This window comes from Sphingobium vermicomposti (assembly GCF_011762025.1).
GTDB classification, from domain to species: Bacteria; Pseudomonadota; Alphaproteobacteria; order Sphingomonadales; family Sphingomonadaceae; genus Sphingobium; species Sphingobium vermicomposti.
Genome location: NZ_JAASQR010000002.1, coordinates 54,584 through 67,230, shown reverse-complemented (window position 1 = coordinate 67,230; position 12,647 = coordinate 54,584). Strand labels below are relative to the sequence as shown.

Sequence of the window (12,647 nt, the reverse complement as noted above, 5' to 3'; positions counted from 1 at the left end):
TGAGCTAGGCGACACGCTTCAGGCTGCACACTTACCTGAAGCGCGTCGGTGCAGGTCGTAGACGCGGGCAATCAGGCCAGCGAAGAATCGATACCCTTGCAGGCGTCGAGCAGTTCCTTGACAGCATCGACGGACACCTGAAGGTTAGCCTTGGCTTCGGCGTCGAGTTCGATCTCGACCACCTGCTCAACGCCGTCCTTGCCGATGATCACGGGCGCGCCGACATACAGATTGTCGACGCCATATTGGCCGGTCAGGTTCGCGGCGCAGGGCAGCAGGCGCTTCTGGTCGAACAGATAGGCTTCAGCCATGGCGATGCCGCTGGTCGCGGGCGCATAAAAGGCCGAGCCGGTCTTGAGCAGGCCGACAATCTCGCCGCCGCCCGAACGGGTGCGCTGCACGATGGCGTCGATGCGCTCCTTGGTGGAGCGGCCCTGCTTGATCAGGTCGGGGATAGGGATGCCGGCCACGGTCGAATATTGCACCACCGGGACCATGGTATCGCCATGGCCGCCAAGCACGAAGCTGTTCACTTCCTTGACCGACACCTGGAATTCTTCGGCCAGGAAATGGCTGAAACGGGCGGAGTCCAGCACGCCAGCCATGCCGACGACCTTGTTATGCGGCAGGCCGGAAAATTCACGCAGCGCCCACACCATCGCGTCGAGCGGGTTGGTGATGCAGATGACGAAAGCGTTCGGAGCGTTATTCTTGATGCCCTCACCCACCGCTTTCATGACCTTGAGGTTGATGCCCAGCAGGTCATCGCGGCTCATGCCCGGCTTACGAGCGACACCGGCGGTGACGATGATGACGTCGGCGTCCTTGATGTCGGCATAGTCGTTCGTGCCGGTGATCTTTGCGTCGAAGCCTTCCACCGGGCCGCACTGCGACAGGTCGAGCGCCTTGCCCTGCGGCACGCCTTCCACGACGTCAAAGAGGACGATGTCGCCCAGACCCTTCAACGCGGCGAGATGCGCCAGTGTACCGCCGATATTGCCAGCGCCAATGAGCGCGATCTTCTTACGGGCCATATGCAATCATCCTCCAAGCACGGAAATTTGGAATTGCCCGCCCGCTTAGGCCGATAATGTTAAGGTTTCAACAGCGGATCAGCGGCATATCCAAATTATCTTTGCAATTCATTCGCAGTTGCATTAGTGACGGTTTGCCCTGTCGTCGCACGTCCCTACCCTGGCGTTCGATCGTCCCGCAGCGGCCACCTGCCGGACGCTTCCCTTCCTCGGGGAAGCGTCCGGGCCATTTTCACAGCGTTGAAAAAAGGGAGCACCCCGTCCTTGGAACGAGAGGCGCGGCTACTTGGGTCCGTGGCCCAATGCCAGATAATCGTCCGACTGCATTTCCATCAGACGGGATACGGTGCGCTCAAATTCAAAGGCACCATCGCCTTCGGGGTAGAGCGAGGCTGGCTCTGCATCAGCAGAGGCAAGCAGCTTCACCTTATATTCGTAGAGAGCGTCGATCAGCGTCACGAAGCGAGCGGCCTCGTTGCGGTTTTCGGGGCCAAGCACCGGAATGCCCACCAGGATCACCGTATGAAAGCGGCGGGCAATCGCCAGATAATCGGGTGCGCCCCGCGCTGCCGCGCAGAGCCGCTTGAACGAGAAGACCGCGACCCCCTTCAGGCTTTTGGGCACATGCAGGGTGCGGCCCCCCTGAACCGGAATATCGTCCGAAGGAACCTTCGCGCGATCTTCGACCGGATAATCGGTCAGGCGGAAAAATGCCTCGGACAGCGCCTTCGTCGCTTCCGGTCCGTTGGGGGAATGCCACAACTGCGCATCGCCCAGACGATCGAGCCGATAATCTGTCGGCCCATTGAGCGTCATGACATCCAGCCGATCCTTGATCAGGTCGATAAAGGGCAGGAAAAGCTGGCGATTGAGGCCGTTTTTGTAAAGTTCGTCGGGTTCCCGGTTCGACGTCGTGACGATCGTGACCTGAGAATCGAGCAGACCCGTGAACAGGCGCGACATGATCGCGGCGTCCGCCATGTTGTTGACGACCATCTCGTCAAAACACAGCAGCCGCGCTTCATCCGCCAGCGATTGCACAACCGGCGGGATGGGATCGCCCTTTTCCGCCTTTCGCGCTTCGGCCAGCCGCGCATGCACGTCCAGCATGAATTCGTGGAAATGCGCCCGCTTCTTGCGCTGGACCTTCACGGTGTCGAAAAACAGGTCCATCAACATCGACTTGCCCCGTCCGACACCGCCCCACATGTAAAGGCCACGGGGCGGTTCGGGTGCCTTGCGCAACAATCTCCACAAGGTAGAGCCGCGCGGCGGCGTGGCTTCAAGTTCCTGCTGCAACAGGTCCAGCCGCTGCGCCGCCCGTTCCTGATCCGGGTCGGAGCGCAACTCACCGGCCGCAACCAGCGCGCGGTAACGCTCGATCACGCTGCTCATTTCGGCGTGGGCACCTTGCGCACTGTCGCGGTTGAAGCGGCGACCAGACCATCGCCCTGGTGGATCGTCGTCCGCATGAACATCAGCCGCCCTGTTTCACGCAGCAATTCCACCTCTGCGCGCAGCGGCGGCCCGACATCGCCTGACCCGCAATATTGCATGGTGAGGTCCACTGTCACGGCAGATGCCTGTTCGGGCCGACCCATCGCGGCCAGTCCTGCAAAATAGGCGTGATCGGCAAATCCAGCGAGAAATCCGCCGTGCAGCGCGCCCATGCGATTGGCATGAGAGGGCCGGGTTTCGAGCATGACAGTGGCGCGGCCCGCCCCATCGCTACGCGAATAGCTGGGACCGATTGACGTATCCAGAAACGTACCCTGCACCGGATCGGTCCAGGCGAGCCAGCCAGCCCAAGTGCCGTCCGGCACCCGGCTTACAGGTCCAGCATCGCCGCTCACCGCATCAAAGCTGCCGTTCGACCATCATCTTCTTGGTCTCCGCGATCGCCTTGGCCGGGCTGAGACCCTTGGGGCAGACATTCGCGCAGTTCATGATGGTGTGGCAACGGTAAAGACGGAACGGATCTTCCAGCTCATCCAGGCGCTCGCCGGTATATTCGTCACGGCTGTCAGCCAGCCAGCGATAGGCCTGCAACAGGATGGCGGGACCCAGGAACTTGTCGCTATTCCACCAATAGCTGGGGCAGCTGGTCGAACAGCAGGCGCACAGGATGCACTCATAAAGCCCGTCCAGCTTTTCGCGGTCGGCGGGCGATTGCAGACGTTCCTTGCCGCTGGGCGCGGGGGTGACGGTTTGCAGCCACGGCTTGATCGAACTGTACTGCGCGTAGAAATGGGTGAAGTCAGGCACAAGGTCCTTGATCACGTCCATATGCGGCAACGGCGTGATGCGGACTTCCTTGCCGGCGCACTCATCAATCGCAGTGGTGCAGGCCAGGCCGTTCTTGCCGTTCATGTTCATCGAACAGGAACCGCAAATGCCTTCGCGGCAGGAACGGCGGAAGGTCAGCGTCGGATCATATTCATTCTTGATCTTCAGCAGCGCGTCCAGAACCATCGGCCCGCACGTGTCGAGGTCGATGTCGAACGTGTCATAGCGCGGATTCTGACCCGAGTCGGGATCGTAGCGATAGACCTTGAAGCTCCTGACGTTGCTCGCGCCGTCAGGCGCCTTGTGGGCCACGCCCTTACCGGAAATCTTGCTGTTCTTGGGCAGAGAGAATTCGGCCATGGGTTTACGATGTCCTCCATCCGCGCCGACAATCGTTCGGCTCACGCAGGCGAAGCCCTTAGCGACTGATTACGCCCTTTGCTACCCATCAAAGGGCAAAAGCGAAACAGCCGGTTCCCCAGCCTTCACGACAATGGGATCAGGGATCAGCCGCCTCTTTCGCTCAATATCCGTTCGATCAGGGTGACATCCTCGACCTTGTCAGCGTCGATGCAGCCTTCGGCCCGCGCCATGGCAACCAGCCGTGCGGTCAGCCCAAAGCGGCGGCCCACCCGTGCGATCCCACCGCGCAGGGGAAGGATACGCAACAGCGCCCCCAGCAGCACGAGAGGGCCAAAGGCGGACAATATCTTCCATCCCTTTTTCCGGTCCTGCTCAACCTCCCGCCATAGCGCGACGACGGGCCGCACCTGAGGACCGCCGAACCAGAAGATGTTGGCACCAGACCACCAGCCGTCGCGAAACTTCAGCCAGGTCCGACGGGATGCGGGATAGCGGGCGAGCAAGGTCGCCCGCTCAACCATGGCGACCGCCAGGTCCGCCCCCTTCGCTTCCGCCACGAACTGATCGAGCATATCGCGATCCAGCAGAACATGGTCCGCCGTCGTGACCAGCAGCGGAAACGTCATGCCGGGCCGATCGAGTAACGTCATCAGGGTAGAGGCGATTCCCGCGCCGCTCCTTTCGAACATCACTTTGGGATGCTCGGCGATCCAGGCCGTTGCGGGATTGGCGGTCAGCAGGTCTGGCGTCTGCGTCAGGATCAGCAGCTTGCCGATGGCCGGATGGGACAGCAGCGCCCGCGCAGGATAATTGATCATCGGATCGCCCGCCACGGGCGCGAGCGGCTTGATCGCAACCCCGGCTGCCTTAGCCAACGGGTCGGTGCCGGGACGGGACCCGGCCAGCAGGATGGCGACGATGTCTGTCATGCGCGCCGCCTAGCGAAGCCGTCGCAGGACGGGAAGCGGTTAATTGGCGCGTGCGACCGGCCCCGAAACCGGCCGGTTGTTCTGGGCCAGCTGCGTCGGCAACCCGACACGCAGGCTTTTCAGCTGAGCGAGCCGTCCACGAAACGCCGCCAGTTCGCGGCCCGCCAATTGGGATGTGGTGGTGAACTTGACCGACAGCGGATTGACCGTGCGGCCATTGCGGTAAAGTTCGTAATGCAGATGCGGTCCTGTCGACAGGCCGCTGGAGCCGACATAGCCGATCACCTGCCCCTGCCGCACCCGCTGACCGGATCGCGCGGCGATGCGGCTCATATGCGCATAGCCGGTGGAGAGGCCGTTGCCATGGTCCAGCCGCACATAATTGCCATGCCCGCCATGACGGCCCGAATAGGATACGACGCCGTCGGTAGCGGCATAGATGGGCGATCCATAGCGCGCGGCGAAGTCAATACCGGCATGCATGCGGGTATAGCCCAGAATCGGGTGGCGGCGCATGCCATAGCCCGACGACATGCGTCCAGACACCGGAGCCGACAGCACGCCGCGCCGTTCGCCGACGCCGGACGCTTCGAACCACTGGCTGCGTCCTTCGCTCGTCCAATTGAGCATGTTGATGCCGCGCCCGCTGGATCGGCTCAGGCCCGCGAACAGCAAGTCACCCACTTCAGCCTCGCCCGTTTCCGCGCGGTTATATTCGGTGATGATGTCATATCGGTCGCCAGCGTGGACCGAGCCCAGATCCACTTGCTGCGCGATGACCCGCAGGAAGGATTGAATCGCCTTGGGAGGCGCGCCCGCCGCCCGCGCGGATTGGTAGATGCTGTCGCCGATCACCCCCTGGATGCGCAAAGGCGTACGGTCGACATGGATCGGAGTTCGCTTGACCTGCAAAACGTCGCCAGCCCGATTGACCTCCAGCGCCAGGTCAAGTCTGGCCCGGAAGGCCAGATGATCCAGTGGTCGGGGCATATTGCGGGTGGCGCGGCGACCAAGGATGATGTCGAGCGGGGTGCCCGGTTTGATGCCTGCCGCTATGTCTCCGCCAACCAGGCTCATGACGGCGGCGGCGTCGCTGCCGCTCACACCAGCGCGAGCCAGGGCGCGGCCCAGCGAATCGCTGCCGCCGATCTGGGCACGCAATTCGATCTGCGGGCGCTCTGGCGTATTGCGCAGCGGCTGCACCGCATCCGTTGGCCCCATGCGCCGTCCGCTGTCCGCCCCCAGCGCCAACGGCGTGATCATCTGGCTGCGCACTTCATCAAATTGGGATTGCGCCAGTAAAGGCTGCGGCTCACCGGGCAGCGCGTGGAAGCCGGGAGAAAGATAGAGGGCCGATGCGCACAGGCCGAAACAGGTCGCCAACCCTCTGAACCAGGTAAAGCTGCCCACCCGTTGGCCAAGGTCGGGGACAAGCTCCACATCTTCCGCCCAATCGCGCAGGCGGATGCGCCAGTCACGCTGATCCTGGGCCGCAGCGCCACCCTTTCCGATGGCGTCCAACAGCCACAAGGACGCCGATGCGCCCCCCTGCTGAGGACCTGACTGGCTGCCATAAAACACGTTTGAAAGGCCCCCCGAGGGCTTGCAACCCGCACGACCCCCGTCGTGCGTTCATGGCTATTGTTGTGAAGGCATAGGGTTAAAGTCAAATAAAGATGCGGTTTTCCTCGCCCATCGCGCGACGAAACGTGCCGCTGGTTCGTTCAACGACAGGCGCATGACAAAAGGACGCAGTGCGCCGCCGGTTCCCCCTTGCCCTTGCCTGCCCCCTCCCCGACATAGAGAGAATCATGGCCCAATTCGCGCGATCGCCTGTCACAGCCGTGCTGGGTCCCACCAATACCGGCAAAACGCATCTGGCGGTCGAGCGCATGTGCGGCCATTCCAGCGGCATGATGGGCTTTCCGCTGCGGCTGCTGGCCCGCGAAGTCTATGATCGGGTCGTCGCGATCAAGGGGCCGCATCAAGTCGCGCTGATCACGGGGGAGGAGAAGATCGTGCCGCAGGGCGCGCTCTATTTCCTTTGCACCGCCGAATCCATGCCGGTGGACGGCGACTTCGCCTTTGTGGCGCTGGATGAGGCGCAGTTGGGCGCAGACCCTGAACGCGGCCATGTCTTCACCGACCGGATGCTGCGCGCGCGAGGCCGCGAGGAAACCATGATCCTGGGGTCGGCCAGCATTAGCCGGGTGGTGCGGTCATTGGTGCCAGAAGCCGAGATCATCAGCCGCCCCCGCTTTTCCACCCTGTCCTATGCCGGCGCGAAAAAACTGTCCCGCCTGCCCCGGCGGTCCGCTGTCGTCGCCTTTTCCGCCGAGGAAGTCTACGCGGTCGCCGAAATGCTGCGCAGGTTTCGCGGCGGCGCGGCTGTGGTCATGGGCGCGCTGTCTCCCCGCACCCGCAACGCCCAGGTCCAGATGTTCCTGAACGGAGAGGTCGACTATCTGGTTGCCACCGACGCGATCGGCATGGGGCTGAACCTGGATGTCGCCCATGTCGCCTTCGCTTCGCTGCGCAAGTTCGATGGACGGCGTACGCGGCGGCTGACGGTATCGGAAATGGCGCAGATCGCCGGGCGCGCAGGCCGCCATCATCAGGACGGCAGCTTTGGCAGCCTGGGCCATGAAGATGGCGACTCCGCCTTTACGCCTGAGGAAATCGAGGCAATAGAGGCGCACCGCTTCCCGCCCGTCGACCGGCTTTACTGGCGCGACGGCCAGCCGGGGATGGATAGCGTCGGCCAGCTGATCGCCGATCTGGAGACGCGGCCCGACCGCCCGGAGCTTTCCGCCGCGCCCGAGGCCGTGGACCTTTCAGTGCTCAAGCGGCTGGCGGACGATCCGCTGGTCGTTGAACGCGCGAAGGGCAAGAAACAGGTCGAACGGCTCTGGGCCGCATGCGGCATTCCCGATTTCCAGAAGCTGGGCGCCGACCATCATGCCCGCAGCGTCAACCGCATCTGGCGTTTCCTGTCCGAAGGCCATGGCCATATTCCGCGCGACTGGTTCGCCCAGCAGGTCGCCCGACTCGATTCGGTTCAGGGCGACATCGACACATTGTCGGGCCGGATCGCGGCGGCGCGTACATGGTCCTATATCGCGCATCGCGCCGATTGGCTGGCCCATCCCGCCGAAATGGCCGAGCGTACCCGCGCGCTGGAGGAAAAGCTGTCCGACGCGCTCCACGCCGCGCTGATGCAACGTTTTGTCGACCGCCGCACCGCCGTCCTGCTGCGCGACATCGGACAAAATGCCAGCAATCTGCCGGTCGAAATCGACCCGGATGGGACAGTGTGCGTCGATGGAGAGACAATCGGGCGACTTGACGGATTTCGTTTCTCGGTCGATCCGGCTACGCGGCATCAGGACAGAAAGATGTTGCTGGCGGCGGCTGAGCGTCGCCTTGGAAGGATATTGCGAGTGAAGGCTGACGAATTGCTGGGCGCGCCCGATACCGATTTCGCGCTCATGGACGAAGCGGGACAAGCCCCAGGCATATCCTGGCAAGGCAACATCGTTGCGACGTTGTTGCCAGGCCCTTCCTTGCTGTCGCCCGAAATGCGGCTTGATCGCGCGCTTCTGACACTGGGTCAGGACGTACAGAAGCAGGTGATCTCGCGCCTTTCCACATGGTTTGACGGCCAGAAGGAAAAACATCTGCTTCCGCTCGTGAAGATGGTGGCGAGTTCGTCGGAGCCGGAGGTTCCTGCGGTTGTCCGGGCGGTCTTTGCCCAACTGGCCGATGCGGCCGGCGTGATTGCGCGCACCGATCTCGATTCGGCTCTGGGACATCTGGACAAGGATCAGCGGCATCTGCTCCGCCGTGCGGGCATCGATATCGGGGTGCTCGACATTTATCATCCCGGCCTGCTGAAGCCCGGCGCGGCGCGCTGGCGCTCGGCTCTGCTGGCCGCCAGACTGGCCAAGCCGTGCCTTCCGCTGCCCCAGCCTGGGCTTACCCTGATCAAGGCAGGCGACAAGTCCGAACAGATGGGCGCGCGCATCGCCGGTTTCCGGGGCTTTGGCGAACAGATGCTGCGCATCGACATGGCCGAACGCATGGCCCGCACGGCGCATGAGGTCATTGCGAAAGGCGAAGCATTTACGGCCCAAAGTCCCCAGATCGTCTCTCTTGGGCTGGATGAACCGTCCTTCCTGCAGTTGATGCGCCTTTCCGGGTTCCGGCCAGTGGAAGCCCCAGCGGAAGGCGGCGCGAACTGGGCTTTCCGTGGGCGGCAGAAGGCGCGCTCAGACCAGCAAAAGCCTCGTGGGGATGGTAAACGCACCGCGCCCGCCAAGCGCGGGTCCGATCGTGCCGCTCCTGCGTCATCGCCTGCCCCGGTGGCCAATCACGCTTTTGCCGGGCTTGCCGACCTGCTCGCCCGCAATGGCTGACGCGCCTGCGCCGGGAGGCCATGGCCCCAGCCTGCGCATCGACAAGTTCCTTTGGTTCGCCCGGCTGGCGCAGAGCCGGTCGGTTGCCCAAAAGCTGGCAGAAGATGGTCATATTCGCCTGAACGGTCGCCGCGTCGAGCGCGCCCACGCCCCGGTTCGCATGGGCGACCTGATCACCTTTCCCCACCCCAGCGGCGTGCGCGTTGTCCGCATTATCCAGTTGCCGGGGCGACGCGGCCCCGCCCCCGAAGCTCAATCCTGTTACGAGGAACTGAAGCTGGGCGATTAGGCGGGCAAAAATATCCTCATTGACCTTCGCGCGCGCCGGGCATAGCAGGGCCGCCGCTGTCCAATCCCTATTGAGTGCTGACCCATGACCTATGTCGTGACCGACAATTGCATCCGCTGCAAATATATGGATTGCGTTGAGGTTTGTCCCGTGGACTGTTTCTACGAGGGCGAGAACATGCTGGTCATCAATCCCAACGAATGCATCGATTGCGGCGTTTGTGAACCGGAATGCCCCGCCGAAGCGATTTTGCCGGACACGGAAAACGGCCTTGAAAAATGGCTGGAGCTCAACACGAAATTTTCCGCCGAATGGCCCAACATCACCGTCAAGGGCGAAGCCCCAGCCGACGCCGACGATATGAAGGGCGTGGAAAACAAGCTGGAGCAATTCTTCTCACCGGAACCCGGTTCGGGCGATTGACGGCTGGGGCTGGCGGGCGCTGCCAAGGCGATAAATAGCCTCCTGCGCCCCCGTCGGCTCTGCTTCTAAAAACTAGGCATTGCGCATCATTCTGTCCTCCGCCGCTCGATATTGTGGCGGGGGGTGGAATTTTTGTTACGAATCTGCTAAAAGAACGGTGAAAGACGGATAGGTCGCATCCGCTCTGGAGAATTCGCCCAATGTCCTCACGGTAGCGCCGTGGGCCTTTCGCTGTGCCGCACTTTGCGCAACTGGTCCTCGACGGTCGCCGTCTCCGTTCAATTAGAAAGGTTACAAATGGCTGCCAAAGCGCTGTCCTTTGATGTTGGTGATTATGTCGTTTATCCCAAGCACGGCGTTGGCCGTGTGGTGGAGCTTCAGAAGGAGCAGATTGCGGGCATGGAGCTTGAGCTCTATGTCCTGCGCTTCGAAAAAGAACGCATGACCCTCCGCGTGCCTACCAACAAGGCGGAAGGAGTCGGCATGCGCAAGCTGTCCTCCAACAAAACCCTGGAAGAAGCGATCGAAACGCTCAAGGGTAAGCCCAAGGTAAAGCGCACCATGTGGTCGCGCCGTGCCCAGGAATATGAAGCGAAGATCAATTCGGGCGATCTGGTGTCAATCGCCGAAGTGACGCGCGACTTGTTCAGGGCTGATGATCAGCCGGAACAGAGCTATTCCGAACGGCAGATCTTTGAAGCCGCCTCCAGCCGTCTGGCACGCGAACTCGCCGCCATGGAAGAGACGGATGAGCCGAGCGCGCTCAAGAAAATCCTGCGGATTTTGAACGAAGCCGCACCCAAATATGTAAAGGTTGAAGCCTGAACGATCTTGGCTGAGCCTTTAACGGCTCACTGAACAAGGAAAGAGCGCCTCAACGGGCGCTCTTTTTTTTGTCGGGCGACCTTCCTCATCCGGGGCCTTGCTGAACGACCGAAATGGTTCAGCCCTTCGGCTCAATCGGGACGAATGCGCCCCTTGCCCGATCCTTCACCACCTTGTCAGCCCGGAAAACCGATCCGCTCATGGTGATGTAAACGCCGGGCGCGGCGGTCTGCACCGTGGCGAACGCCATGCCCAGATTGAAGCTGGCGTCGCTCTCACCAAAGCGCGCAGGGGCCAGTGCCCCCACCAGAACGATCGTCTTGCCGCCTATCGCGCTCAGCAGCTTGGCCGTGTCCGTCATCGTGTCGGTGCCATGGGTAATGATGACATGGCTTTCGGGCGCAGCAGCCACCCGGTCGCGAATCTTCGCCCGATCGACGTCATCCAGTTCCAGGCTGTCCTTGCGAACGACTTCCTCGATGCGAAACGGGTGCTTGACCCGCGCAATGTCCAGCAGCTTGGCCATGACGGTTTCGCCGACCTGATAATCCGACAGGGCATCGAAATAGATTTTGTCGATCGTGCCGCCCGTGGTGAGGATCAGGATTGGCGTATCGGAAGGCAGCATAGGACAGCTCCGCACTGAAAAATGGAAAGGCAACCGGCAGCATCGGTCACCGGCGCTGCGGCCATCTTCGCTGATCTAACCACCACGCGCCATGTCTTCGCCCCGGTCGCGCGCAGCGGCCAGCGTGTCGATCATCAGCTTGAGCAGCCTGTCATCGGCATCCAGAACGTTCAGCCCCTGCCGTGTCATGCCGCCCGGACTGGCCACGCGGTCGGCGAGCACGCCGGGACTATCCGCAGCCTGCTTTGCCATGTCAGCCGATCCGCAAACGGTGGCCAGCGCCATCCGGGCTGCTTGCTCCGTCGGCAGCCCAATGGCCTCCCCCGCCCGCGCGAAGGCGTCAATGAAACGGAACAGGAAAGCCGGGCCGCAGCCCGACAGGGCGGTGACCTCGTTGAACTGGCCTTCATCCAATATTCTCTCAGCCAGGCCCAGCGGCGCCATGAGAGCATCGACAGCATCATAGGCCGTCGCCGAGGTCGCCTGGTCGGCGCACAGCGCGATCACGCCTCCGCCAATACCCACCGGCAGATTGGGTATGGCGCGCACGATGTCGCTTACCATCGGAAAATGGCGGCGCAAGTCAGCGATGGGCGTGCCTGCGAGAATGGACACAAGGCGTGTATCAGCAGCGCAGATCGGCGCCAATGATGCCGCGACGTCCGCCAGCTGATAAGGTTTCATGCCCAGCAGGACGGTCGATCCCGCCGGGAGAGAGGCGGGATAGTCCGTCACCACCCGAACGCCGTCTGCCACGGCGCGGCCACTAGGCCGCAAGACCGTCACTCTCGCCGGGTCAAGGCCACAGGCAAGCCAGCGGGCGAGCATCTGCCCGGCCATGTTGCCGCAACCGACAAGGAAAAGATGAGCTGGCCAGTTGATGGGCATCCAGCGTCAGGCCTCGCCACGCGTTTCGATCAGGCTGGCGGAGATCGCCTCCGCCGGGGTCTTGCCGCCCCAAAGGACGAACTGGAACACCGGATAGATGCGTTCGCATTCATCAATCGCCGTTTCAACCAGCAGTTGCGCCTGATCCAAGGTCAGCGTGCCACCCGCACCCAGTAGCGCGCCATGGCGGAATAATATGATCCCGCTCGACGACCATAGTTCAAAATGACCGAGCCAAAGCTGTTCGTTGATCAGCCCCAATGTTTCGTAGATAGCGGCGCGCTTTTCATCGCTCACCCTGATGTCGGGCAGCGCGAGCAGTTGCAGCACCTGATCTTCGTCGCGCCAAATTCCGCGCAACTCATATTGCGCCCAGGAACCCTGGGTGCTCGCGACGATTTCATCCTCGCCAACCTGTTCGAAACTCCATCCATGCGCTTCGAAATAGGCGGCCAGCATGTCGATCGGTGCGGCTTCCTGGCCACCATTTTCATATTCGTCGCTGTCCATCATCGGCTGGCCTTAGAGCATTTCCCGACCGGGAGGAAACCGATCGAATCGGGAAAA

Annotated in this window: 13 protein-coding genes; 4 read left to right on the top strand and 9 right to left on the bottom strand. The window is 62.2% G+C overall.

The features are described from left to right. Positions 1 to 71: 71 nt before the first annotated feature. The 6 genes from mdh to FHS54_RS05130 all read right to left on the bottom strand — a co-directional run bounded on the left by mdh (position 72) and on the right by FHS54_RS05130 (position 6,193). Positions 72 to 1,034: a malate dehydrogenase gene (gene mdh / locus FHS54_RS05155; protein ID WP_167302772.1), complete on the bottom strand. Its 963-nt coding sequence runs from the start codon at positions 1,032 to 1,034 to the stop codon at positions 72 to 74. 282 nt (positions 1,035 to 1,316) lie between these two features. After that, on the bottom strand, positions 1,317 to 2,429 hold the full coding sequence (zapE, locus tag FHS54_RS05150; protein ID WP_167302771.1) for a cell division protein ZapE: 1,113 nt from the start codon (positions 2,427 to 2,429) through the stop codon (positions 1,317 to 1,319). Continuing rightward, positions 2,426 to 2,857: a PaaI family thioesterase gene (locus FHS54_RS05145; protein WP_167303552.1), complete on the bottom strand. Its 432-nt coding sequence runs from the start codon at positions 2,855 to 2,857 to the stop codon at positions 2,426 to 2,428. Before FHS54_RS05145 ends, zapE begins: the two co-directional genes overlap by 4 nt. Positions 2,858 to 2,891: 34 nt before the next feature. Beyond that, complete coding sequence (locus tag FHS54_RS05140; RefSeq protein WP_167302770.1) at positions 2,892 to 3,680, bottom strand: succinate dehydrogenase iron-sulfur subunit; 789 nt, start codon at positions 3,678 to 3,680, stop codon at positions 2,892 to 2,894. Between the two features lie 146 nt (positions 3,681 to 3,826). Then, a complete protein-coding gene (locus FHS54_RS05135; protein ID WP_167302769.1) occupies positions 3,827 to 4,612 on the bottom strand; it encodes a nucleotidyltransferase family protein in 786 nt (261 codons plus the stop codon). Positions 4,613 to 4,651: 39 nt separating this feature from the next. Next, entirely contained in the window at positions 4,652 to 6,193 is a 1,542-nt protein-coding gene (locus FHS54_RS05130) for a peptidoglycan DD-metalloendopeptidase family protein (RefSeq protein WP_167302768.1), read from the bottom strand. Between the two features lie 230 nt (positions 6,194 to 6,423). Between FHS54_RS05130 and FHS54_RS05125 the strand changes: the two genes are divergently transcribed. The 4 genes from FHS54_RS05125 (at position 6,424) to FHS54_RS05110 (ending at position 10,564) form a co-directional block, all read left to right on the top strand. Beyond that, entirely contained in the window at positions 6,424 to 9,027 is a 2,604-nt protein-coding gene (locus FHS54_RS05125; RefSeq protein ID WP_167302767.1) for a helicase-related protein, read from the top strand. Beyond that, positions 9,020 to 9,316, top strand: a complete 297-nt coding sequence (locus tag FHS54_RS05120; RefSeq protein WP_167302766.1) for an RNA-binding S4 domain-containing protein — start codon at positions 9,020 to 9,022, stop codon at positions 9,314 to 9,316. The genes FHS54_RS05125 and FHS54_RS05120 overlap by 8 nt, the downstream gene beginning before the upstream one ends. An 84-nt stretch (positions 9,317 to 9,400) precedes the next feature. Next, positions 9,401 to 9,739 (top strand): ferredoxin FdxA, encoded by a 339-nt coding sequence (gene fdxA / locus FHS54_RS05115; protein WP_167302765.1) that lies wholly within the window; start codon positions 9,401 to 9,403, stop codon positions 9,737 to 9,739. A gap of 297 nt (positions 9,740 to 10,036) precedes the next feature. After that, the gene (locus tag FHS54_RS05110) at positions 10,037 to 10,564 is read left to right on the top strand and encodes a CarD family transcriptional regulator (RefSeq protein WP_167303551.1); all 528 of its coding nucleotides are present in this window, start codon (positions 10,037 to 10,039) and stop codon (positions 10,562 to 10,564) included. Between the two features lie 118 nt (positions 10,565 to 10,682). On the opposite strand, the gene FHS54_RS05105 is transcribed toward FHS54_RS05110, so the two are convergent. The 3 genes from FHS54_RS05105 to FHS54_RS05095 all read right to left on the bottom strand — a co-directional run bounded on the left by FHS54_RS05105 (position 10,683) and on the right by FHS54_RS05095 (position 12,593). Then, positions 10,683 to 11,192, bottom strand: coding sequence for an asparaginase domain-containing protein (locus tag FHS54_RS05105; RefSeq protein ID WP_167302764.1), 510 nt, complete (start codon positions 11,190 to 11,192; stop codon positions 10,683 to 10,685). Between the two features lie 75 nt (positions 11,193 to 11,267). Further along, positions 11,268 to 12,080, bottom strand: a complete 813-nt coding sequence (locus FHS54_RS05100; RefSeq protein WP_167302763.1) for a pyrroline-5-carboxylate reductase family protein — start codon at positions 12,078 to 12,080, stop codon at positions 11,268 to 11,270. A gap of 6 nt (positions 12,081 to 12,086) precedes the next feature. Further along, positions 12,087 to 12,593 carry a type III secretion system chaperone family protein gene (locus tag FHS54_RS05095; RefSeq protein ID WP_167302762.1) on the bottom strand — a complete coding sequence of 169 codons (507 nt, stop codon included), beginning with the start codon at positions 12,591 to 12,593 and terminating at the stop codon, positions 12,087 to 12,089. Positions 12,594 to 12,647: the final 54 nt, after the last annotated feature.

What these genes read in the sequence shown, in the direction of transcription:
- zapE (WP_167302771.1), bottom strand. Translation starts at nt 2,429, where the DNA reads ATGAGCAGCGTGATCGAGCGTTACCGCGCGCTGGTTGCGGCCGGTGAG.
- FHS54_RS05095 (WP_167302762.1), bottom strand. Translation starts at nt 12,593, where the DNA reads ATGATGGACAGCGACGAATATGAAAATGGTGGCCAGGAAGCCGCACCG.
- FHS54_RS05120 (WP_167302766.1), top strand. Translation starts at nt 9,020, where the DNA reads ATGGCTGACGCGCCTGCGCCGGGAGGCCATGGCCCCAGCCTGCGCATC.
- FHS54_RS05100 (WP_167302763.1), bottom strand. Translation starts at nt 12,080, where the DNA reads ATGCCCATCAACTGGCCAGCTCATCTTTTCCTTGTCGGTTGCGGCAAC.
- FHS54_RS05135 (WP_167302769.1), bottom strand. Translation starts at nt 4,612, where the DNA reads ATGACAGACATCGTCGCCATCCTGCTGGCCGGGTCCCGTCCCGGCACC.
- FHS54_RS05125 (WP_167302767.1), top strand. Translation starts at nt 6,424, where the DNA reads ATGGCCCAATTCGCGCGATCGCCTGTCACAGCCGTGCTGGGTCCCACC.
- fdxA (WP_167302765.1), top strand. Translation starts at nt 9,401, where the DNA reads ATGACCTATGTCGTGACCGACAATTGCATCCGCTGCAAATATATGGAT.
- FHS54_RS05140 (WP_167302770.1), bottom strand. Translation starts at nt 3,680, where the DNA reads ATGGCCGAATTCTCTCTGCCCAAGAACAGCAAGATTTCCGGTAAGGGC.
- mdh (WP_167302772.1), bottom strand. Translation starts at nt 1,034, where the DNA reads ATGGCCCGTAAGAAGATCGCGCTCATTGGCGCTGGCAATATCGGCGGT.
- FHS54_RS05110 (WP_167303551.1), top strand. Translation starts at nt 10,037, where the DNA reads ATGGCTGCCAAAGCGCTGTCCTTTGATGTTGGTGATTATGTCGTTTAT.
- FHS54_RS05105 (WP_167302764.1), bottom strand. Translation starts at nt 11,192, where the DNA reads ATGCTGCCTTCCGATACGCCAATCCTGATCCTCACCACGGGCGGCACG.